Origin of the sequence: Pseudomonas sp. WOUb67 (assembly GCF_050058005.1) — a bacterium.
GTDB classification, from domain to species: domain Bacteria; phylum Pseudomonadota; class Gammaproteobacteria; order Pseudomonadales; family Pseudomonadaceae; genus Aquipseudomonas; species Aquipseudomonas putida_R.
The window spans coordinates 5,257,026-5,277,829 of the sequence record NZ_CP170112.1; the positions used below are offsets into that span (position 1 = coordinate 5,257,026).

Below are 20,804 nucleotides of genomic sequence, written 5' to 3' on the forward strand. Positions count from 1 at the left end.
GCGCAAGGTCTTGCAGCTATTCAGGCTGCTGAGCTCGCTGGGCGGTGATCAACCACAGCAAATAGCAACCACCCAACACCCCGGTCACCAGTCCCACCGGTAACTGCGCCGTGGCCGCCAGGCGCTGGCTCAGCCAGTCCGCCACCAGCAGCAAAGCTGCGCCCATCAAGGCAGCGCACACCAGCGGCACCCCCGCCGTACGTGTCAGCCGCCGTGCCAGTTGCGGGCCGGCCAGGGCGATGAAGGAAATTGGCCCGGCCGCGGCAGTGGCAATCGCCGTAAGGCCCACAGCGGCAAGTACCAGCCGAAACCGCGACCGCTCCACCGCCACGCCCAGCTGGCTGGCCGTGCCATCGCCCATTTCCATCAGCGCCAGTTCACGCCTGTGCAGCAAAGCCACCGGCACAATCAACGCCAGCCCCAGCGCGGCCGGCATCACATGCGCCCAGGTGCGGGTGTTGAGTGAACCGGCCAGCCACAGCTGGGCGAACAACGCCTGATCAAGGTCGCCGGTAACCAGCAGCAGCTGGTTCAGGCCCGACAGCGTGGCGCCCATGCCGATGCCCACCAGCACCAGCCGATAACCCTGGCTGCCCTGCCCACGACGCGCCAGCAGCAGTACCAGCAGTGCCGTGAGCATGCCGGCCGCCACCGCCGCCAATGCGGTGGCCAACGGCCCGGCATCGAACAGGATGATCTGCACGATGGCACCGCTCGCCGCACCGGTGGTAAAGCCGATGACATCGGGCGAGCCCAAGGGGTTGCGGGCGATCGACTGGAAGATCGCCCCGGCCATGCCCAGCGCCGAGCCTACCAGCACCGCCGTGAGCACCCGCGGCAAACGCACGCGGCTGACGATGCGGTCCACCATCGCGTTATCACCCTGCCCCAGCAGGCTGGCCAATACCTCGCTTGCACGAATCGGCAGGCTACCCGTCCCCAGCAGCAGCACCGCCAGGCTTATCACCAGTAACGACAAGATGCTGCCGACCAGCACTGCACGCAGGCTGAAGCGCAGGCTCAGGGGCCCACACCGAAACACGCGCAATCCATTCACAGCTGACATAGCCGAAACCTGCCGATCAGTACGATAAAGGCCGGCCCGCCCAGTAACAGCGCCAGGGTTCCGGCGGCCAGCTCCGCGGGTGCTGCCAGCACGCGGCCAAGCAAGTCGGCACCCAGCAGTAACAGGGCCGCGATCAGGGCGGCATACGGCAGCATGCGCCGGTAGTCCGGCCCCACCAGCAACCGTGCCAGGTGTGGCGCCACCAGGCCGACAAAGCCGATCGGCCCGGCAATGGCGGTTGCGCTGCCGGCCAGCAGCATCAGCGCCACGCACGCCAACGCCCAGGTCATGCGTACGTTCACACCCAGCGCCCGGCCCAGATCACGGCCCAGCGCCAGGGCGTTGAGTTGTGGCATCAAGGCTGCCGCCAGGGCCAGCCCCAAGGCGATGGCCAAGGTCGGCAATGGCAATGCAGCCGTGCTGCTGCCAGCCAACGAGCCCGCCGCCCAATTGCGGAAATGGTCGTAGACCTGCGGCGGGGTGTTGAGCACCACGATTGCCGTGAGCGAGGCCAGCAGCATGCTCAGCCCCGCGCCGGCCAGTATCAGGCGCACCGGGTTACTGTCGGCAGATCCCGCCTGGCCAAGCAGAAACACGGCAATGCCGGCCATACCTGCACCTAGAAAGGCCAGCGGGATGTACTGGCTGACCTGGGTCAGGCCAAACAACGCGACGCCAAGGATCACCGCCAGCGCGGCGCCGGCATTGACGCCCAACAGGCCGGGCTCGGCCAACGGGTTGCGCGTCAACGCCTGCATCACCGTACCCGCCGCGCCCAGCGCCAGGCCAGCCAGCAACGCCACCAGTGTGCGTGGCACGCGCAACTCGCGCACGATCAGGTGCTCGTCGTTATGCAGGTCGGGCTGGTAGAGGGCATCGAACACCACGCCGATAGCAATCGGGTGCGAACCGATCAGCAGGCTCGCCAGCGCTGCCACCAACAACAGCAACAGCCCTGCCAGCAGCGCAGGGCGCAAGGTTTGGCCTGCCATGGTCAGCGGAAGTAACCGGCGACGGTGTCGAGCATCTGCCGCCCGGAGTAGTAGTCGATGCGGAACGAGCTGGGCCCCAGCGGGTACACGCGCTGGTGCTGCACCGCAGGCAGGTTGGCCAGTACCGGGTCACTGAGGAAGGCCTGGGCGTCTTTGTCATCGGCACTGAGCAGGAACACATCGGCATCACCGATGGCAGCGGCCAGGTTCTCGCGGGAAATGAACTGGAACTCGGTGGCGCGAATCACCTGCCCCGCCATGGCCTCGGGCAGCTCGCGCACCTGGAAGCCGAGCGCCGTCAGCAACCGGGCCTGCGGGCTGATGGCGCGGCCGATGGAGTAACTGCCACCGATGTTGTAGCCGATCAGTACCACCGGCCTTGGCGAGGGCTGCAGGCGGGCTGCCGTTTCGCGGGTGTAGTCGTCGAACTGCTGGATCACGGCCTTGGCCTGCTGGTGCAGGCCAGTGCGCGCGCCCAGCTCGGTGGCCAGTTCCTGCCAGGACTGGTTGGAGTAGTTCACCACCAGCGTCTGTACGCCCTGGGCCTTCAGTTCCGCCAAATGCGGCGCAGCGCTGTCGGCCCCGGTGGCAGACACCACCAGCAGGTCCGGCGCGCTGGCCACCACGGCTTCGATATCGAACTGCAGGTTGCGGTACAGCACCTGCACCTCACGCTGGTCGGCCACCGCGGCCCATTGCGAGAAGAAGCCCTTGTCATCGGTCAGGCGGCTGGGCGTGGCTGCGGCGCTGGCCACCAGCGGCGCCTGCATGGCCAGCAGGATGCCGGTCACGCTCGGGGTGGTGGAGACGATGCGCGCAGGCGCGGCCGCTACGGTCGGGGTTACGCCAGCCAGCGTCAGGGCGACGGCGGCCAGTGCTGCACAAACTCGAAAACGCTTCATCGATGGGCTTCGCCTTGGGGGGAGTCAGCTGCGCATGATAATACTTCTCATGCAGATAATTCCATCATGTAGAATACGTTCCGCAAATCATGCATTGCCAAGGACCGACCATGAGCCCTCGCCTGCAAGCCCGCGCGCTGACCCTGCGCCGCGATAACCGAACACTGTCGCACGACCTGTCGCTGGACATCCCCGATGGCGCCTTTACCGTGATCGTCGGCCCCAACGCCTGCGGCAAGTCGACCCTGCTGGCGGCGCTGTCGCGGCTGCTGGCGCCCAGTTGCGGCCAGGTGCTGCTCGATGGCCAGGACATCCAGTTGCGCCCCGCCAAGGACGTGGCCCGGCGCCTGGCCCTGCTGCCACAGAGCGCCAACGCACCAGACGGCATCCGCGTGGCGGAGCTGGTCGCGCGCGGCCGCTACCCGCACCAGCGCCTGTGGCAACAGTGGTCGGTCGAAGATGAGCAGGCGGTACAGCGGGCAATGCACGCGACGGGTATCGAAGACCTGGCCGAACGGCCGCTGCAAGCGTTGTCTGGCGGCCAGCGCCAGCGTGTGTGGATTGCCATGGTGCTGGCGCAGGACACCCCGCTGTTGCTACTGGACGAGCCCACTACCTACCTGGACATTGCCCACCAGTTCGAATTGCTGGAGTTGCTGCGCGACCTGAACCGCCAAGGGCGCACCATCGTGGCGGTATTGCACGACCTGAACCAGGCCTGCCGCTATGCCAGCCACCTGGTGGCCATGCGCGATGGGGCCATCGTTGCCCAGGGTGCGCCGGCAGAGATTTTTACCGAGGCACTGGTGCAGCAGGTGTTCGGGTTGTCGGGGCTGGTGATTGAGGACCCAGTAAGCGGGACGCCGATGCTGGTGCCGCGTGGGCGCAGTGAAAACCGTTAAGGCTGTATTCTTCAGGGCCGCCGTGCGGCCCATCGCCGGCAAGCCAGCTCCCACAGGTACTGCGCAAGCCTTCAGCACCATGCGGTCCCTGTGGGAGCTGGCTTGCCGGCGATGGCTGCGCAGCAGCCCCAATGGCTTTGGTTAGGCTTAATCCGGTAACACCGGCTCAGGCGCACCGAGCATGCGCCCACCGGTAGCCTGGTTGACCAGCCCCGCTTCATGGAACAACGCCTGGCGATCCTCCGGCGCCCGTAGCTGCCCCAGGTCGGTCACCGTGGTCATCACGCACACAATCTCCTGCTGCGCATCAAACACCGGCGCCGCCTGCCCGGTCACGCTGGACAACAGGTGGCTGGTCAGTTCGGCCCAGCAATGCTGGCGGATCTGCTCCAGCACCTTGGCGCTGGGCGGGGTGCCGCGAAAATGCGCCGGCTGCAACTTGCGGGCGGCATCGATGGTGGCCTTGGGCAGAAACGCCTGGAAGATCAGCCCGCAGGCGGTGTTGTCGATGGGCAGGATGTCGCCCAATGCCAACGGGTTGATCGAGAAGTAGGCGCTGCGGTACCAACGCACCAGGGTCGGCCCGCGGTCGGTCCAGATCGCCACCCCACCGCTGGCAGCATGCCGCTGGGCCAGACCCTTCATGTGCTGGGCGGCGATTTCCACGGCATCCACACGCTTGAGGGCGCCGATGCCGATGCTGAGCGCGGCCGGGCCCAGGTCGTACAACGCACTGGCCGGGTCCTGCTTGGCCAGCCCCTCCTTCACCAGGCTTTGCAGGTAGCGGTGCGCCGTGGAGCCGCCGGTGCCGGTGCGCCGGGCCACCTCGCCCAGGCTCAGTTCGTTCTCCGCATTGGCCAGAACATTCAGGAACCGCGCAGCGATCGACACCGACTGGATGGTGCCGGAACGCTTCTCGCCCGGGCTCTCGGGCTCCGTGTCGGCGGGGGACTGCAAAGTGTTCAACGGGGCTATCTCCTCATTTCTGATTATCCGGCCAGGCGCCATCACGGTGGCCGGTTAGCGCGGCTGCCTATCATACCGCCCGCAACCCGGCCTGGCGCGGGTGCTGGCAAACGCCGGCAGCACCATACCACTTTGAGGAATAGATTCTTTATTGCGGAATACAATGGCACCGTGATACCTTGCGCCGCAAACGAGGATCGTTCTCATTTGGAGGTTGTCTTGAAGTACCCTGCGCAACGCTCGATCAGCCATGGATTCGGTGTGCTGACCCTGTCTACCCTGCTTGCTGCACCCCACGCCCTGGCCGAACAAGGCCCCACTGCCGGGAGCTCGCAACTGGTCCTTAGCCCCGTACTGGTCAGCGGCGAAAAGGTCGAGCGAGACCTGCGCAACACCGCCTCTTCGGTATCGGTGAAAAGCGCCAGCGAAATCGACAGCCTCAAGACCGGCAACGCCTCGGTGCACGAAGTGCTCAACGACGTGCCCAACGTGATCTACACCGATACGGTGGGCGCGCCGATCATTCGCGGCCAGGACACCCAGGGCCCGAACAACGGCGCCAACGTGTTCTGGGGCGGCACCGTGCCGCGCGCCACCATCAACCTCGATGGGCACTACCTGAACTACAACGAGATGTACTTTGGCGCGCCGTCGATGTGGGACGTGGACAGCATCGAGGTGTATCGCGGCCCGCAGACCACCAGCCAGGGTGCCAACGCCATCGCCGGGGCCATCGTGGTCAAGACCAAGGACCCGACCTTTACCCCCGAGGCGGCCTACCAGGCCGAGATCGGCAGCTACCACTCGCGGCGCAGCTCGCTGGCAGTGTCCGGCCCACTCACCGACAACCTCGCCGGGCGCCTGGCGCTGGACTATTCGGCGCGCGACACCTTCATCGACTACACCAACCCCGCGTTTGCCAGCCACAACACCGACCAGGACTTCCGCGCCCTGAACCTGCGCGGCAAACTGCTGTGGCTGCCCGAGGCGGTACCCGGCCTGGGCCTGAAGTACACCTTCGCCCACGGTGACTCCAACCGCCCCACCCAGGAAGCGGCCTCGCGCCCCTTCCACGACCTGAACCACGCCGGCGCCACCATGCCCAGCTGGCACCAGCAGAGCAACACGCACATCGTCGACGTGGATTACGAGCTGGACAACGGCATGAAGCTGTTCAACCAGACCCAGTACTCGTTGTCCAACGTGCACCGGGTCATTGGCGTGGCGAACGGCGGCGATGCCGACATTCGCCAGAAGAACTTCTCCAACGAAAGCCGCATCACCTTTGGCGAGCAGCAGGACACCCTCAGCGGCATGGCCGGCCTGTACCTGGCGCGCACCGACTCGGACGAAATCCTGTATTACGGTGGCATCTCGGACTTCGACGACACCAAGCGCAACCTGGGCGTGTTCGGTGAAGTCAGCTACCGCCTGAATGACCGCTGGACGCTCACCACCGCCCTGCGCCTGCAACAGGACAAGATCCAGCGCAGCGGCACCTCGCCGTTCGCCGCCAACGGGCTGGACTACGACAAGACCTTCACCGCACTCCTGCCCAAAGTGTCGCTGGCCTACGCCCTGACCCCGCAATGGACTGTCGGCGGCATGGTCAGCCGCGGCTACAACCCGGGCGGCGTGTCGCTGAACCTGAGCAGCAAGCGCTTCGAGGAATTCGACGATGAGCGCATGTGGAACTACGAACTGTTCGCCCGCGCCAGCCTGCTGGACGACCGCCTGCACCTGAACGCCAACCTGTTCTACATGGACATGCAGGATGCCCAGTACAACATCCCGGTGGTGCTGGCCTCCGGCCTGACCCAGTCCTACACCATCAACGCCGAAAAGGCCCATGCCTATGGTTTCGAGCTGTCGGCGGACTACCGGGTGCTGGACAACCTCACCCTCAAGGCCAGCGCCGGTGCCCTGCAAACCCGCATCGACGACATCGACGCCAACAGCAGCTACGCCGGCAACGAGTTTGCCCGCTCGCCCGGCTACACCGTCAGCTTCGGCCCGAGCTGGGACATTACCGACCGCCTGAACTTCAATGCCCAGGTGCGGCACATCGACGGCTACTACTCGGACGTGGCCAACACCAAGAGCTATGCCATCGACGGCTACACCGTGGCCGACGCGCGCATGAGCTACCGCTTCAACGACCAGGTGCAGGTGTACACCTACGTGAAGAACGTATTCGACGAGCGCACCCCGACCTATATGCAGACCAACCGTGGTATCGGCGGTATCGAAGCGAGCATGACCGAACCGCGCACCGTGGGTGTCGGCATCAAAGGCGCCTTCTGATACCAACCGGGGCCGCTTTGCGGCCCTTCGCGGGCACGCCCGCTCCCACAGGTCATCACCCACCCCTGTGGGAGCGGGCGTGCCCGCGAAGGGCTGCAAAGCAGACCTACCACCAAAAGCCAGCATCTGGAGACCCTGATGACATTCAAAAAAGGCCTGCACATTGGCATGTCGCTCGCCCCCACCTGGCTCAGCGGCGAGGGCTGGCGGCGTACCGACAGCCGCGTCGAAACGCTGTTCGGCAGCGACTTCGCCATGGACATCGCGCGCCGCGCCGAAGCCGCGCACCTGGACTTCGTGTTCCGCCCCGACGTCAGTTGCGTGGTGGCCGACGCCCTGGAAAGCGGCTCGGGCTTCACCAGCCTCGACCCCACCGTGCTGCTGGCCGCGCTCACCCGCGAGACCAGCCACATCGGCCTGGTGTCGACCGTCTCGACCACCTTTTTCCCACCCTACCTGGTCGCACGCCAGTTGCAGTCGCTGAACTGGCTGAGCCAGGGCCGGGTTGGCTGGAACATCGTCACCGCCCTGCAAGGCCACGAGAACTTCGGCCTGGCGGCCATGCCCAGCGCCGAAGAACGCTATGCCCGCGCAGCCGAGTTCACCGAGGTGGTGCAGCAGCTGTGGCGCAGCTTCCCGCAACAGGCGCTGCGCATCGACCGCGAAAACGGTGTTTACGCCGACCCGGCGCAGGTTCAGCCAATCAACCACCAAGGTGACTTCCTGCAGGTGCAGGGCCCGCTCAACCTGCCCGAACAGGGCGCACGCATTCCGCTGATCCAGGCCGGCGCCTCCGACAGCGGTCGGGACTTCGCGGCGCGCGTCGCCGACATCGTTTTTGCCCCTACCCCCGACCAGGCCGCCGCTGCGGACCTGCGCCGTGACCTGTCACGTCGCGCGCAAAAACATGGCCGCCAGGCCGACGATGTTCGCCTGCTGCCTGGCCTGAGCCTGTACCTGGCACCCACCCGCCAGCAGGCACGCGAACTGTTCATGGAAACCCACGCCCGGGTGGACAAGGCACGCAAGTACGCTGCCATCGAGAAGATGATCGGCATCGATCTGGCCAACTGGCCGAGTGACCGGCGCATTCATGCAGCCGACTTGCCGCCGCTGCAGTTGCTGCCCGGCGCCAGCCGGACCCATGTGAGCTTGCTGCGGCGGCTGATCGAACGTGAGTCGCTGCTGCCGGAAGAACTGCTGATGCGCCCGGAAGTGCTGTCGGCTGCGCACTGGCAGGTGATTGGCACAGCCGATGACGCCGTTGCGGAAATTGCCGACTGGGCCGAGGCGGGGGTGATGGATGGTTTTATCGCTGCGCCGGGGGGCTCGTTTGGCTCGGTGTACAGCTTTCTGGATGAGGTGGTGCCGCGGCTGGTAGAGCGCGGGTTGTTCCGTGAGCGGTATCACGGGGCGACGTTTGCCGAGCATCTGCAGCGGTATTGAAGGGCCAAGGGGGCTGCTGCGCAGCCCCGGCAGGCCTCAGGCAACCGCTTTTTCCGTGCTGCGCCCGGCTTCCAGCTCACGCACCAGCGGCAATACGTGCTCGCCGAAGTACGCCACTTCTTCCTGGAAATGCAGGAAGCCGGACAGGATCAGATCTACCCCTACGGCCTTCAGCGCAACAATGCGCTCGGCAATTTGCCGTGGCGTGCCGATCAGGTTGGTCTTGAAACCATCGTTGTACTGCACCAGGTCCTCGAAGCTGGATTTCGCCCAGTTGCCCTCGCCTTCCGGGCTGGCAGCCCCGGCGTGCTTCACTTCCTGGCCAAACGCCCGCACCGCCTCGGGGTTGGCCTTGTCGATGATCTCCTGCAACACCGCGCGCGCCTCTTCCTCGGTGTCGCGGGCGATGATGAAGGCATTCACCCCAACCTTGACCGAGTGGCCATTGGCTGCGGCCTTGGCGCGGAGGTCATCGACCTGGGCCTTAATCCCTTCCACGCTGTTGCCGTTGGTGAAGTACCAGTCCGACACCCGCGCGGCCATGTCCCGCGCCGCACGCGAACTGCCGCCCTGGAAGATCTCGGGGTGCGGTTGCTGCAGCGGCTTGGGTTTGAGGTTGTAGTTACGGAAGCGATAGAAGTCGCCGTTGAAGGTGAAGTTGTCTTGCGTCCAGATACCCTTCAGCGCGCGGATGAATTCCTCGGAACGGCGATAGCGCTCGTCGTGGTCCAGCCACGGCTCACCGACCGCATGGAACTCGCCCTTGAACCAGCCCGAGACCACGTTGATGGCGATTCGGCCATTGGTGAACTGGTCGATGCTCGCCAACTGCTTGGCCGCCAGCGTCGGGTTCCACGGGCCAGGCAAAATGGCGGCGATGACCTTGAGCTTTTCGGTTGCAGCCAGCAGTGCGTGGCTGATGGTGACCGACTCGTGCTGGTTGTCAGCGCCGTAGCCAGCGGTAAAGCGGATTTGCGACAGGGCATAATCGAAGCCGGACTTTTCGGCAATTTGCGCAAGCTTGCGGTTGTAGTCGATGTCCCAGCTCGTGCGCTGCTCGATGGTGCTGACCACCAGGCCACCGCTGACGTTGGGGACCCAGTAGGCGAACTTGATCGGGGTGTGGCTCATGGGGCGGCTCCTCGGGAATCCTTGGGGGTTCACGGAGGTAGGAGCAGCAACTGTGCCAACGGCTGGCTTTCTTGGTTTTCAAGGAGTTAGCGATACAGGCCGGCGATGTTGGCTGCATGTGGTCAAACACGCTGTCGGATCACTGTTGCCTGCGCAACATCGCCGCTTGCTGCTAACTCACCGGTTTTTGCGCATGCCCATGTGAGCATCATCCATCAAGGCCTTGGCCATGTCGCAAAGAAAGTGCGAGGCCCAGACCAGCACCGGTTCGTTGTCCATCACCCCGATAAACGATGCCCGCCGCGAGCAGTCCATCAACACTGAGGCCTGTTCGACGGCATGGTCGCAACAGTTACCGGGTTCGACACGGAACAGCTTCTTGCCGTCGATGGTACCGTCCAGGAACGTGGCCGAGCCTACAGTCAGGCCCAAGGTACCGGTGTCGTCATCCAACTCTTTATCCATCTGAAACCTCTTCTGATTTTGCCGGCAAGTGAAGCTACCCTACTGCAACGGCCCTGCTACGCGGTCGCGCAGTAATCAAAACCTGGGGCTGCTCCCCCTATCCTGTGGGAGCGGGTTCACCCGCGAACACGGGCGCAGCCCGTGCCTTCAATGCAACGTATGCATCTGCGGCCTGCTCCTGAACTGCACCTGCGCAATCGCCGACTCCAGCAACGAACGCACAGCCTCCACTTCATGCATGACCGCCAGGGTCATGATGGTGGCGGGAGACTTGGGTAGCGTGGAGATGGCGTGATGGCCTACGGACAAGGCACAGAGTACGTATTCGGTGGCCTGGATCAGAGTGTCTTCCAGGTGGTGCGATGGGTCAGCGGTGAAAGGTGGATCGGGAACGAGTTTAAGCATGACAGCCTCCAGACAATGACAAGTCGGACCGTCGCCAGATCACTTGCAGATGATAGGGTGGCGGCTACATGCGGGCCTGCAAGACCGGGCTTGGAGGTCGTTCCCCGGCTGGCCCGAAGGCCACCCGCACGCAGCCACCATTGACCGAAGCCAACAGCAAACTGAGACCAGACCAAGCAACGGGCTTGCAGACCCGGTCGTTGAATTTGCAACGACAGGTCGAGACTAGGGGGCTCAGGTTTCCATCGCAATGGTAAAAGGCTTGAAAAGGATGATTCAGAAATGGACTACACGGAAGGGAAAAAAACTGATTCTATCTTGTAGGACCAAGCAGGCCTTACCTGAAAATTCCTTGCACCCCTCACAACTTCGCGTGGCTTGTGCCCATCAAAGAGCCAACCGCGCCAGCCGCTGCAGGGCCAGAATCACTTCCTCATCCCGCGCCTCCAGCACATCCGCCTGGACAATTCCAGGATCAAATCCAGCGCTTGTGAGGCCGAGGCCAGCTAACGGCGCACAGCAATGTAACCAACGCTTTCATGGCGCGTTGTAGCAGGCCGCCTGCCCCGGCGCTTTAAGGTAAGCTCAGCCCCGCAATGCAACCATCAAGGACGGTACCCATGCATTCACTGACTGACGAGCAGGTGCTGGCGATCATCCGCGAGAACCCGGTAAACCGGGCGCTCCTGGCGCTGCTGGCAACGCTGGAGATCCCCCACTGCATGCTGGTGGCAGGTGCCCTGTTCCAGACGTTCTGGAACCACCGCGCAGGGCTGCCTGCCGGGTGGGGCATCAAGGACTATGACATTGCCTATTTCGACGCCGACGTGTCCTGGGAGGCAGAGGACCGGGTCATCACCACGGTTCAGCAGGCGTGCGCGCATCTGGGTGTCAACGTGGAAGTGCGCAACCAGGCCCGCGTTCACCTGTGGTACCACGCGAAATTCGGCGGCGCTTACACACCGCTGCTCAAGGTCACGGATGGCATCGACCGGTACCTGATCCGCTCGACCTGCCTGGGCGTTGATGTGCATACAGGTGCGCTCTACAGCACGCATGGCCTGGAAGACTTGCAGAACAACCTGCTGAGAATGAACGAGCTGAACCCCCGCCCAGACTTATTCAGGGCAAAAGCCGCCAGCTACCGGGAACGCTGGCCATGGCTTGCCTTGGTTGAGTGAAATCTACGCCATGGCGTTGCGTACATTGGCCTTGCGCCAAACCAGCCGCCCAAGCGTAATCGACCAATTGAGCAAGGAGATCCCCAGAAGGATCAGCAGCATCATCGATAGCCCGTTATCGATGATGATTTTGCCGGCCAGGAACGGAAAGCCGAATACACCGACGAAATAGGAAAGGCTGAACAACAGCAAGGACTGGGTCGTGGTGCCTTCTGGCGCTTCATTCGCTGCAAGGCCATTGATCACCGAGTAGGTGAGGCCATAACCGACACCCAGCACAATCGCCGCCAGAATGTACCCAAGGCTACCGGCCACCACGAACTTGAACATCAGCAGGGATACCACGATCAACCCCGACAGCAGGCACGACATCCGATAGGGGTCGCGCCTTACCACCAGCCCGGCTACAAACATGCGCCCAGCAATGGCAGCGCTCATGAAGCCGACAAAAAACAGCGAGTAATCGAGTGCTTTTTCGTGGGCATAGCTCGTTTGAAAACTCGACAGCCCACCAAAGATTGCGCCGCCCAGGCCAACCATGAGGATCGGGAACAAGGCCCTTGAGCCCAGGACTTTTTGTGTGGCCTGCCAGGACAGCCTGGAGACAGCAGCACTGAAGCGCTCGGGCAGTTGTCCCAACGGTTTCGCCATACGCCAGAACAGGGCCACGCCGATCAGGCTGGCCAGCGCTGCCACATAAAACGTTGCAGTCACCGGCAGGCCCAGCTGGCTTGCCAGGCGCCCGACCAGGGGCGCCGAGCCGATACCGCTCATCATGCTGCCCGAGAGCAGCGCAAAGTACCGCGAGCGCTGTGCCGGTGGCACGATCATGGCCACGATTATCGGGCCCAAGGTGTAGAAAACGCCCCAGCCCACACCCAGCAGCAAGCCGAACATCATCAGCAGATGCTGGTGGCTGGCACTCACGGCGAACCCAAGGTTTGCAATGACCAGCGCCAGGCCGCACAGCGCAATCGAGCGTGCCGCACCGAGGCGGTCCGACAAATGCCCGGACACCAGCACGGCAGCAAATGTACTTAGCATGGCGGCTGAAATTACGTGGCCGGCATCCTGTTCGTTGCCACCGTGCGCGCCCACCAGCAATGCCAGCAGGAAGGTCGAGCCATAGGACAGCGACAACAGGTAGCTGGCAAAACAGAACAAGCTGAACAGGGGCTTTGACACAGCTATCGTGCGTTCATCCTGGAAGTGCATGAGAAACCCTGACTAGTTGGACCAGTCGCGCAGTGTGCGTGGCCAGCGCAAACAGGGTAAATCCAGGATTGCTGATCTGAAGGTAAGCGACAACCAACCTAAGCCTGTGCGCCTTTAGCTGAACACCCAGAGCACGCGGGTGGGCTTGTCGGTGAGGTTGGCGTAGCGAAAACTGGCGTGGGGTTGCAGCTGAAAACTGTCGCTGGCGTGCAGCGTTACCGGCTCGCCGCCATCCAGCCACACCGTCAGCTCGCCTTCGAGCACAAAGCAGCCCTGCTCCGAGCTGTCGTCCAGGTACTCTTCACCACTGCTCGCCCCCGGTTCCAGGTGGCTGTCGAGCATGGAGAACGCGCCCGTTATCGTAGGAGATGCCAGCACATCGGTGATGCCACCGGCCAGGTGGAGGGTGCGCCGCTCGTGAGGGCGGGTGACCCAGTCGAGCTCGCGAGGCTTGTCCAGCTTGTAAAAGTAGGCGGTCGAGACGCCGAGCTCTTCGCTGATGGCTGTGAGGTCGGCCACGGTCGGGCGCGAGACGCCCCGTTCGACCTGGGACAGAAAGCCCACCGAACGGCCGATACGCTGAGCCAGCTCGCCCAGCGTCAGGCCTTTGAACTTGCGCAGGTCGCGAATCAGTACTGCCAGGCCTTCGATTTCTTCGTGCACTTTCATAGTTGAATCGCGACTTTCGGACGGGAAATTAATGCCCTGAAAAGTACATGATTCATCTCACAAAGCAAAATGCTTTGGGGGAGGTACCTGACGCGGGTTTTGCGGTTGGGGCGCAGATCGAGCGCCGCCCGCGCGGCGCATCGCGAGCTGCGCTCGCTCCTACGTTTGTTTCGGGCCAATGATTCCTGTGCCATTTGCACGCGCACGCCTTGGCGCATGGCGCGCTATCGCGTCGTGAAAACAAGGCGGTCGCGCACCCGTGTCACAGGCGTTACTGGCCAAAAACAAGCGTAGGAGCGAGCGCAGCTCGCGATGCGCCGCGCGGGCGGCGCTCGATCTCACAGGCGTTGAAAATATACAGCCAAGCCCCTGCCCTTAGCGGACAGCCTCGTAGGTCAGGTCCAGGCACTTGCGGGCTTTTTCCACCAGCTCGTCGATCTCTTCGATGCTGATCACCAGCGGCGGCGCGATGATCATGGTGTCGCCCACGGCGCGCATGATCAGGCCGTTGTCGAAGCAGTGCTGGCTGCAGATCATGCCGACACCTTTGCCTTCGTACCGGGCGCGGGTGGCCTTGTCTTTCACCAGCTCGATTGCGCCGAGCATGCCCAGGCCGCGCACTTCGCCTACCAACGGGTGGTCGGCCAATTCGCGCAGGCGTTGTTGCAGGTAAGGCGCGGTTTTATCGTGCACCTGCTGGATGATCTGCTCGTCACGCAGGATGCGCAGGTTCTCCAGGCCCACCGCAGCCGCCACCGGGTGGCCGGAATAGGTGAAGCCGTGGTTGAAGTCGCCGCCTTCGCTGATGACCTTGGCCACTTCGTCACGCACGATCACCCCGCCCATGGGGATGTAACCGGAGGTCAGGCCCTTGGCAATGGTCATCAGGTCAGGCTTGAGGTCGTAGTAGTCGGTACCGAACCACTCACCGGTACGGCCAAAACCGCAAATCACTTCGTCGGCGACGAAGAGGATGTCGTACCGGGCCAGGATTTCCTTGACCTTCGGCCAGTAGGTTTGTGGCGGAATGATCACGCCACCGGCACCCTGGATCGGTTCGGCGATGAAGGCGGCAACGTTGTCCACACCAACTTCGAGGATCTTCTTCTCCAGCTGCTCGGCCGCCCACACCCCGAAGTCGGCCTCGGTCATGTCGCCGCCTTCGCCGAACCAGTACGGCTGCGGGATGTGCACGATATCCGGGATCACCCCGCCCTGCTGGTGCATGCCGCTCATGCCGCCCAGGGCTGCACCGGCCACGGTAGAGCCGTGGTAACCGTTGATGCGGCCAATGATGACGTTCTTGTTCTTCTTGCCCTTCAGCGCCCAGTAATGGCGAACCATGCGCAGCACGGTGTCGTTGCCTTCGGAGCCGGAGCCGGTGAAGAACACATGGTTCATGCCTTGCGGCGCCACATCGGCGATGGCCTTGGCCAGCTCCAGCGCGGGCGGGTGCGCGGTCTGGAAGAACAGGTTGTAGTAAGGCAGCTGCTTCATCTGCTGGCTGGCGACCTCGGCCAGCTCATCGCGACCGTAGCCGACCGCCACGCACCACAGGCCCGCCATGCCATCAAGAATCTTGTTGCCCTCGCTGTCCCACAGGTACACGCCCTTGGCCGAGGTGATGATGCGCGGGCCTTTCTCGGCCAGCTGTTTGACATCGCTGAACGGGGCCAGGTGGTGGTCGCGGCTCATCGATTGCCAGGCCAGGGTCTGCGAATTCTGTTCACTCATTGACTTCTACTCCATCAAGTTGCGCAGCCAGGCTGCGCGGGTACTTTTCATAGTTGGGAACGGTCGGTGTTCAGGCCGACAGCAACAGCCTCTGGCGCAGTACCGAGCGCTGCCGGCAGGCCTTGCCAAAGGACTGGAAGATGGTCAGGTAATGCGGGTTGTCCATGACCTGGAACTCGGGGTGCCATTGCACGGCCAGGGCAAACCCCTTGCCGTTCTCGACCGAAATCGCTTCCACCAGGCCATCGGGTGCCAGCGCCTCCACCCGTAGCCCCGGGGCCAGCACATCAATGCCCTGGCCGTGGATGGAATTAACGTCGAAGATCGCCGGCAAGCCCATGCGGTCGAGCAGGCCGCCGGGCTCTACATGCATGGTGTGGCGCGGCCCGTATTGCTTGTCGATGGGCTCACCCTTGCCTTCGCGGTGGTCCATGAACACACCGGTTTCGTGCACCTTCTGGTGCAGGGTGCCGCCCAGTGCCACGTTCATTTCCTGAAAGCCACGGCAAATACCCAGCACCGGCACGCCGGCGGCGATGGCCGCACGCATCAGCGGCAAGGTGGTGGCATCACGCAGCGGGTCGTGATGGGTACCCGCTGCACTGGCCGCGCCGTTGTAGTGGAACGGCTCGATGTTGGACGGCGAACCGGTGAAGATCAGCCCATCCACCACGTCGAGAATATCGGCGCTGTCCATCAGCTCACCGAGGCTGGGAATGACGATGGGCAGCCCACACGCCGCCTTGGCTGCCGCGCGTGCGTACTTCTCGCTGATGGTCTGGGTTGCATGCAGCTCGATCATGCTGGTGCATGCGGTAATGCCGATAACGGGCACACGTGGCATATCTTCCTCCGGCAAATCCATATTGCGCGTTGTGTTGAAAGGGAGGGTGCAGCGTCGCTGTTCGAACTTCGGCACCTACAGGAACCAGCGGTATTCGCGGGCATCGATGTGGCGCATGAAGTCCAGTTGCTCCTGGTATTTGTTTTCGCAATAGACCATCACGAACTCACTGCCCAGGCCTTCGTTGACCGCCGGGTGGTGACGCATGGCGGCCAGGGCGCTGAGGGCATCCTTGGGGAAATCGATGCCGCTCTGACGGTTTTCGTTCAGCGGGGCAATGGGCTCGACGCCGCGGTCCAAGCCATGCTCCATGCCGGTCAGGATGGCCGCCAGCACCAGGTACGGGTTGGCATCGGCGCCAGCAAGGCGGTGCTCGATGCGCAGGTTGCGCGGGTCGGACTCGGGAATGCGTATGCACGCATCACGGTCTTCGAAGCCCCAACTGGCCTTGCTCGCCGCATTCACCATGGCGCCGTAGCGGCGGTAAGCATTGTGGTTGGGGGCAAAGATCGGCATGCAGTGCGGCAGCAGCTCCAGGCACCCCGCCACCGCGTGGCGCAGCTTGCGCTGTTCAGCGCCCGCCAGGATGTTGTTGCCGGCGGCGTCATACAGGCTGACGTGTACATGCATGCCGCTGCCCGGTGCGTCCAGGTATGGCTTGCTCATGAAGCTGGCGCGGTAGCCGTGTTTCATGGCGATACCGCGGGTACTGCGGCAGAACAGCGCCGACCAGTCCGCCGCGCTCAGGGCATCGTCGCTGTGGGAGAAGTTGATCTCGAACTGGCCAGGGCCCAGCTCTGCGGTAATGACGTTCGCCGGCACGCCCTGCTCGTTGGCGCCATCGACCATTTCGTGCAGCACCGACGAGAAGCGCGAAAGCCGCTCGATGTGCATGTTGGGCTGGTCGTCTTCGTCCCCGGTCGCCGTGTCGCGTGGGTACTGTGGCAGGCCGTTGTCGAGCTTGCGGTCGAACAGGTAGAACTCCAGCTCGAAGGCCACCACCGGGCGGATGCCACGCTTGGCCAGGCGCTGAATCACCCGGGCCAGCACTTCACGGGGTTCGAACTCGATAGGCTTGGCGGTGCCGTCGGAGGTGATGAGCATCTGGGCAATCACTTCCTTTTCCCAGCGCACCGGCTTCAGGGTACCCGGCACCAGGCGGCGGACAGCATCCGGGTCGCCGTCGGCAAAGCAGTAATCACCAATCGGGTAAAGGCCGCCCTGGGTGCCCAACAACACACAGTTCTGCGGCAGCTTCAGCGGCGCGCCAGCGGCGACTTTTTCCAGCATGTCTATGGGGTAGCGCTTGCCGTAGAAGTGCCCGGGGATATCCAGCGCAATCAGGTCGACATAACGAATTTCTGGGTGCTCCGCCCGGAACGAGCGCACTTCAGCCAGCAGATCCGCAAAGATGACACTCATCTTCTTATCCTTGTGAGGTGAACGAATTCAATTGAAGACCCAGAGCACGCGGGTGGGTTTTGCCGTCAGGTTGGCGTAACGGAACTGCGCGTGGGGCTGCACCTGGAAGCAGTCGTTGGCCTGCAGGGTCACGGCCTCGCCGTCGTCCAGCCATACCGTGAGTTCGCCTTCAAGCACGAAACAGCCCTGCTCGGAGCGGTCACTCAGGTACGCCTCGCCACTGGTGGCGCCAGGCTCAAGGTGGCTGTCGAGCATGGAAAAGGCGCCGGCGATGGTGGGGGAAGCCAGCACATCGGTGATGCCCGACTCCAGGTACAGCGTGCGCCGCTCGTGGGGGCGCGTGACCCAACCAATGCTGCGGGGCTTGCTCAGGTTGTAGAAGTACGCGGTGGACACGCCGAGCGCTTCGCTAATGGCGGTGAGGTCCGCCACAGTAGGGCGCGAAACACCGCGTTCAACCTGAGAGAGGAAGCCGACCGAGCGGTTGATGCGCTCGGCCAGCTCGCCCAGGGTCAGGTTCTTGAATTTGCGCAGGTCGTGAATAAGGATCGCGAGGGCTTCAACCTCTTCGTGCATCTTCATCGATTGGGCTGCCGTGAAATTTTTAGTGTTATTTTTCATGAAAAATTACATGAAAATTTTCACGAGTCAAGCCGAACCCTGAATTTGTGCTGCAACGAACAGAGGGTTTGGGGCGCAAGGATGCGGATTGGCAACGGTGGCGCGGGTTTCTTTAAAGGTGCTCAGGGAGTAGCCTCGGCGGTGAATCTTCCCAGCCCGGCCATTGCCCTCGTCATGCCAAACGGTTTCCCTGAATTACCCCCGCTTAACGCGCTACGCGTGTTTGAAGTGGTTGCCCGCCACCTGAACTTCCGCCTGGCTGCCGAGGAACTGGGCGTGACCCAGGCGGCAGTTGCGCAACAGATACGCGGGCTGGAAGCGAACCTGAACCTTCGCCTGTTCGAGCGCCTGCCCCGGGGCCTGGCGCTGACCGATGCGGGCCTGGGCTACAGCGGCAGCATTCGCAGCGCCTTGGCGATGATCGATGAGGCAACCCGCCTGCTCCGGCCACAAACCTCTCACCTGACCGTCAGCGTTACCCCCACCTTTGCCTCCAAGTGGCTTATTCCCAGGCTGGGCAGCTTTGCGCAAAGCCACCCGGAGATTGACCTGCGCGTGCTAGCCACAGATCGGCTGTCGCACTTCAGCACCGATGGCGTGGATATCGCAGTCCGCTATGGCAAGCCCGAAATCGGCGCGGGCCTGAACAGCGAACTGTTGATGGAGCAGCGCATCGTCGCCGTAGCCAGCCCGAAGCTGTTTGAAGGCACACATGTCCCTACCAGCTTTGCGCAGCTTCAAGACTTCATCATGCTTCACGATGCCCATAATTTTTGGCCCCAGTACCTTGCTGCTGCGTTCCCGCAACACGCCCAACCTACTGCCAAGAACCTGCGGTTCAACCAGACCTCACTGGCCATCGATGCGGCCATCAGTGGTCAGGGCATTGCGTTGGCCAGCCTGGCGTTCGTCAGCGATGACATCGTTGCGGGCAGGCTGGTTCAGGTGTTCGTTCAGCAACTCAGGCTGGACAAGTCGTTCTACCTGGTGTGGCCACGAAAGCTGCAGCAGCCGGAGTCGCTAAGCATCGTCCAACGCTGGCTCAAGCAACAGGCAGACGATAGTTAATCTACTGCCACGGTAAAGTTTGGCTGTCTCCCTCGCCGCTGAGGCTGCTGCTAAGGTAAGTGCACCTAAGCAATCCATAGTTCACGTTCTGGAGGCAGCATGTCAGTAGAAAAAGTTGCGATTATCACGGCCGGTGGCAGCGGCATGGGCGCGGCAGCAGCACGGCGCTTGGCCGCTGACGGCTTCAAGGTTGGCATCCTTTCCTCTTCGGGCAAGGGCGAAGCGCTGGCTGCCGAGCTTGGCGGCATTGGCGTAACCGGCAGCAACCAGTCGGTTGAAGACCTGAAACGCCTGGTCGACGCCGTGGTGGAAAAGTGGGGCCGCATCGACGTGCTGGTCAACAGCGCCGGCCATGGTCCTCGTGCGCCGATCCTGGAGATCAGCGACGAAGACTGGCACAAGGGCATGGACACCTACCTGCTCAATGTCATTCGCCCTACTCGCCTGGTGACGCCTTACATGCAGCAGCAGAAGGGTGGCGTGATCATCAACATTTCCACCGCCTGGGCGTTCGAGCCGAGTGAGCTGTTCCCGACATCAGCTGTATTCCGCTCGGGCCTGGCCGCATTCACCAAGATCTTCGCCGACAATTTTGCCGGGGATAACGTGCGCATCAACAACGTCCTCCCCGGCTGGATCGACAGCCTGCCGGGCACCGAACAACGCCGCGACAGCGTGCCGCTCAAACGCTATGGCACCAGCGAAGAAGTCGCCGCCACCATCGCGTTTCTGGCCAGCGAGGGCGCTGCCTACATCACCGGGCAGAACATCAAGGTCGATGGCGGCGTGACCCGCAGCGTCTGATTGCCGTGGCCGCAGCACGCGCTGCTGCGGCCTTCGCCTTCTGCAACATGGGTGCTCGCATGCTCGACGATCTGTTTCAACGCATCTGGGCGCAGCTGGCCATCCCGGTCGGCCCAATGCGTAACCCCTACAGGCTCATGCAGCTTTCTACGCTGGACGAACAAGGCTGGCCTGCTTCCAGAACGGTCGTGCTGCGCGACGCCGATGCCAGTGCCGGCACGTTGTACTTCTATGCCGACAGGCGCTCGGCCAAATGCGCACAGATAACCGCTGACCCACGCGTAGCACTGACCGCATTGAGCCCTTGCGGCCTGACGCAGGTACGCATGGAGGGGCTGGCCAGCCTGGTCGAGGATATCGGCCAGCGCCAACAGTGCTGGTCGGCGGCGCGCGACAAGACCCAGGCGCTGTTTCGACATGGCGCTGTGCCGGGGCAGGTCATTGCAAGCCCTGAAAGCGCCTACGCACGCAGCCAGGACGGTTTCGAACATTTCGCGGTCATCTGCATCACGCCACAGGCGCTGGAGTGGTTGGACCTCACCCAGCCTGTTCAGCAGCGGGCGCGCTTCCGGCACCACGAGGGCATGTGGCATTCCTCCTGGCTAGCGCCCTGAGGTAGCCTACTGCTGCCGAAACACTCATTCAGATAAGTGACAACAGGAGTCGT

The 20,804-nt window shown here is 63.1% G+C and carries 20 protein-coding genes; 7 read left to right on the plus strand and 13 right to left on the minus strand.

The window, feature by feature from the left end; all coding sequences use genetic code 11:
* Positions 1-16 precede the first annotated feature (16 nt).
* The 3 genes from ABOC32_RS23295 to fepB are packed head-to-tail and all read right to left on the minus strand — an operon-like array spanning position 17 to position 2,960.
* Complete coding sequence (locus tag ABOC32_RS23295) at positions 17-1,057, minus strand: FecCD family ABC transporter permease (protein WP_426811651.1); 1,041 nt, start codon at positions 1,055-1,057, stop codon at positions 17-19.
* Positions 1,054-2,058 carry a FecCD family ABC transporter permease gene (locus ABOC32_RS23300; RefSeq protein WP_426809040.1) on the minus strand — a complete coding sequence of 335 codons (1,005 nt, stop codon included), beginning with the start codon at positions 2,056-2,058 and terminating at the stop codon, positions 1,054-1,056. The genes ABOC32_RS23295 and ABOC32_RS23300 overlap by 4 nt, the downstream gene beginning before the upstream one ends.
* Positions 2,059-2,060: 2 nt before the next feature.
* Positions 2,061-2,960: a Fe2+-enterobactin ABC transporter substrate-binding protein gene (gene fepB / locus ABOC32_RS23305; RefSeq protein ID WP_426809041.1), complete on the minus strand. Its 900-nt coding sequence runs from the start codon at positions 2,958-2,960 to the stop codon at positions 2,061-2,063.
* A gap of 110 nt (positions 2,961-3,070) precedes the next feature.
* Here fepB and ABOC32_RS23310 point away from each other — a divergent pair, with 110 nt between their 5' ends.
* Positions 3,071-3,862 (plus strand): ABC transporter ATP-binding protein, encoded by a 792-nt coding sequence (locus ABOC32_RS23310; RefSeq protein WP_426809042.1) that lies wholly within the window; start codon positions 3,071-3,073, stop codon positions 3,860-3,862.
* 147 nt (positions 3,863-4,009) lie between these two features.
* On the opposite strand, the gene ABOC32_RS23315 is transcribed toward ABOC32_RS23310, so the two are convergent.
* On the minus strand, positions 4,010-4,828 hold the full coding sequence (locus ABOC32_RS23315; RefSeq protein WP_426809043.1) for an IclR family transcriptional regulator: 819 nt from the start codon (positions 4,826-4,828) through the stop codon (positions 4,010-4,012).
* Positions 4,829-5,047: 219 nt separating this feature from the next.
* Here ABOC32_RS23315 and ABOC32_RS23320 point away from each other — a divergent pair, with 219 nt between their 5' ends.
* The gene (locus ABOC32_RS23320; RefSeq protein WP_426809044.1) at positions 5,048-7,132 is read left to right on the plus strand and encodes a TonB-dependent receptor; all 2,085 of its coding nucleotides are present in this window, start codon (positions 5,048-5,050) and stop codon (positions 7,130-7,132) included.
* A 138-nt stretch (positions 7,133-7,270) separates the two neighbouring features.
* Positions 7,271-8,578 carry an NtaA/DmoA family FMN-dependent monooxygenase gene (locus tag ABOC32_RS23325; protein ID WP_426809045.1) on the plus strand — a complete coding sequence of 436 codons (1,308 nt, stop codon included), beginning with the start codon at positions 7,271-7,273 and terminating at the stop codon, positions 8,576-8,578.
* 36 nt (positions 8,579-8,614) lie between these two features.
* Here ABOC32_RS23325 and sfnG read toward each other — a convergent pair whose 3' ends face one another.
* The 3 genes from sfnG to ABOC32_RS23340 all read right to left on the minus strand — a co-directional run bounded on the left by sfnG (position 8,615) and on the right by ABOC32_RS23340 (position 10,579).
* Entirely contained in the window at positions 8,615-9,709 is a 1,095-nt protein-coding gene (sfnG, locus tag ABOC32_RS23330; protein WP_426809046.1) for a dimethylsulfone monooxygenase SfnG, read from the minus strand.
* Positions 9,710-9,886: 177 nt separating this feature from the next.
* Positions 9,887-10,174, minus strand: a complete 288-nt coding sequence (locus tag ABOC32_RS23335; RefSeq protein ID WP_426809047.1) for a DUF3077 domain-containing protein — start codon at positions 10,172-10,174, stop codon at positions 9,887-9,889.
* 147 nt (positions 10,175-10,321) lie between these two features.
* Entirely contained in the window at positions 10,322-10,579 is a 258-nt protein-coding gene (locus ABOC32_RS23340; protein ID WP_426809048.1) for a hypothetical protein, read from the minus strand.
* Positions 10,580-11,199: 620 nt separating this feature from the next.
* On the opposite strand from ABOC32_RS23340, the gene ABOC32_RS23345 reads away from it, so the two are divergent.
* On the plus strand, positions 11,200-11,760 hold the full coding sequence (locus ABOC32_RS23345) for a nucleotidyltransferase family protein (RefSeq protein WP_426809049.1): 561 nt from the start codon (positions 11,200-11,202) through the stop codon (positions 11,758-11,760).
* A 3-nt stretch (positions 11,761-11,763) separates the two neighbouring features.
* On the opposite strand, the gene ABOC32_RS23350 is transcribed toward ABOC32_RS23345, so the two are convergent.
* From ABOC32_RS23350 to ABOC32_RS23375, 6 genes are all read right to left on the minus strand, one after another.
* Positions 11,764-12,975 carry an MFS transporter gene (locus tag ABOC32_RS23350; RefSeq protein ID WP_426809050.1) on the minus strand — a complete coding sequence of 404 codons (1,212 nt, stop codon included), beginning with the start codon at positions 12,973-12,975 and terminating at the stop codon, positions 11,764-11,766.
* Positions 12,976-13,089: 114 nt separating this feature from the next.
* Complete coding sequence (locus tag ABOC32_RS23355) at positions 13,090-13,644, minus strand: helix-turn-helix domain-containing protein (protein ID WP_043198456.1); 555 nt, start codon at positions 13,642-13,644, stop codon at positions 13,090-13,092.
* A 375-nt stretch (positions 13,645-14,019) separates the two neighbouring features.
* A complete protein-coding gene (locus tag ABOC32_RS23360; protein ID WP_426809051.1) occupies positions 14,020-15,378 on the minus strand; it encodes an aspartate aminotransferase family protein in 1,359 nt (452 codons plus the stop codon).
* Between the two features lie 70 nt (positions 15,379-15,448).
* Positions 15,449-16,222: a gamma-glutamyl-gamma-aminobutyrate hydrolase family protein gene (locus tag ABOC32_RS23365; RefSeq protein ID WP_426809052.1), complete on the minus strand. Its 774-nt coding sequence runs from the start codon at positions 16,220-16,222 to the stop codon at positions 15,449-15,451.
* Between the two features lie 75 nt (positions 16,223-16,297).
* Entirely contained in the window at positions 16,298-17,644 is a 1,347-nt protein-coding gene (locus ABOC32_RS23370) for a glutamine synthetase family protein (protein ID WP_426809053.1), read from the minus strand.
* Between the two features lie 27 nt (positions 17,645-17,671).
* Complete coding sequence (locus tag ABOC32_RS23375) at positions 17,672-18,226, minus strand: helix-turn-helix domain-containing protein (RefSeq protein WP_019473164.1); 555 nt, start codon at positions 18,224-18,226, stop codon at positions 17,672-17,674.
* Positions 18,227-18,439: 213 nt separating this feature from the next.
* Between ABOC32_RS23375 and ABOC32_RS23380 the strand changes: the two genes are divergently transcribed.
* The 3 genes from ABOC32_RS23380 (at position 18,440) to ABOC32_RS23390 (ending at position 20,751) form a co-directional block, all read left to right on the plus strand.
* Positions 18,440-19,333: a LysR substrate-binding domain-containing protein gene (locus ABOC32_RS23380; protein WP_426811652.1), complete on the plus strand. Its 894-nt coding sequence runs from the start codon at positions 18,440-18,442 to the stop codon at positions 19,331-19,333.
* Positions 19,334-19,432: 99 nt separating this feature from the next.
* A complete protein-coding gene (locus ABOC32_RS23385; RefSeq protein WP_426809054.1) occupies positions 19,433-20,137 on the plus strand; it encodes an SDR family oxidoreductase in 705 nt (234 codons plus the stop codon).
* 59 nt (positions 20,138-20,196) lie between these two features.
* A complete protein-coding gene (locus ABOC32_RS23390; RefSeq protein ID WP_426809055.1) occupies positions 20,197-20,751 on the plus strand; it encodes a pyridoxamine 5'-phosphate oxidase family protein in 555 nt (184 codons plus the stop codon).
* The last annotated feature ends 53 nt before the right edge of the window (positions 20,752-20,804 follow it).

Excerpts from the sequence above, each read along its gene's own strand:
- ABOC32_RS23325 (WP_426809045.1), top strand. The coding sequence starts at position 7,271 with ATGACATTCAAAAAAGGCCTGCACATTGGCATGTCGCTCGCCCCCACC.
- ABOC32_RS23355 (WP_043198456.1), bottom strand. The coding sequence starts at position 13,644 with ATGAAAGTGCACGAAGAAATCGAAGGCCTGGCAGTACTGATTCGCGAC.
- ABOC32_RS23385 (WP_426809054.1), top strand. The coding sequence starts at position 19,433 with ATGTCAGTAGAAAAAGTTGCGATTATCACGGCCGGTGGCAGCGGCATG.
- fepB (WP_426809041.1), bottom strand. The coding sequence starts at position 2,960 with ATGAAGCGTTTTCGAGTTTGTGCAGCACTGGCCGCCGTCGCCCTGACG.
- ABOC32_RS23335 (WP_426809047.1), bottom strand. The coding sequence starts at position 10,174 with ATGGATAAAGAGTTGGATGACGACACCGGTACCTTGGGCCTGACTGTA.
- ABOC32_RS23390 (WP_426809055.1), top strand. The coding sequence starts at position 20,197 with ATGCTCGACGATCTGTTTCAACGCATCTGGGCGCAGCTGGCCATCCCG.
- ABOC32_RS23365 (WP_426809052.1), bottom strand. The coding sequence starts at position 16,222 with ATGCCACGTGTGCCCGTTATCGGCATTACCGCATGCACCAGCATGATC.
- ABOC32_RS23300 (WP_426809040.1), bottom strand. The coding sequence starts at position 2,058 with ATGGCAGGCCAAACCTTGCGCCCTGCGCTGCTGGCAGGGCTGTTGCTG.
- ABOC32_RS23375 (WP_019473164.1), bottom strand. The coding sequence starts at position 18,226 with ATGAAGATGCACGAAGAGGTTGAAGCCCTCGCGATCCTTATTCACGAC.
- ABOC32_RS23370 (WP_426809053.1), bottom strand. The coding sequence starts at position 17,644 with ATGAGTGTCATCTTTGCGGATCTGCTGGCTGAAGTGCGCTCGTTCCGG.
- ABOC32_RS23350 (WP_426809050.1), bottom strand. The coding sequence starts at position 12,975 with ATGCACTTCCAGGATGAACGCACGATAGCTGTGTCAAAGCCCCTGTTC.
- ABOC32_RS23310 (WP_426809042.1), top strand. The coding sequence starts at position 3,071 with ATGAGCCCTCGCCTGCAAGCCCGCGCGCTGACCCTGCGCCGCGATAAC.
- sfnG (WP_426809046.1), bottom strand. The coding sequence starts at position 9,709 with ATGAGCCACACCCCGATCAAGTTCGCCTACTGGGTCCCCAACGTCAGC.
- ABOC32_RS23345 (WP_426809049.1), top strand. The coding sequence starts at position 11,200 with ATGCATTCACTGACTGACGAGCAGGTGCTGGCGATCATCCGCGAGAAC.
- ABOC32_RS23340 (WP_426809048.1), bottom strand. The coding sequence starts at position 10,579 with ATGCTTAAACTCGTTCCCGATCCACCTTTCACCGCTGACCCATCGCAC.
- ABOC32_RS23380 (WP_426811652.1), top strand. The coding sequence starts at position 18,440 with ATGCCAAACGGTTTCCCTGAATTACCCCCGCTTAACGCGCTACGCGTG.
- ABOC32_RS23360 (WP_426809051.1), bottom strand. The coding sequence starts at position 15,378 with ATGAGTGAACAGAATTCGCAGACCCTGGCCTGGCAATCGATGAGCCGC.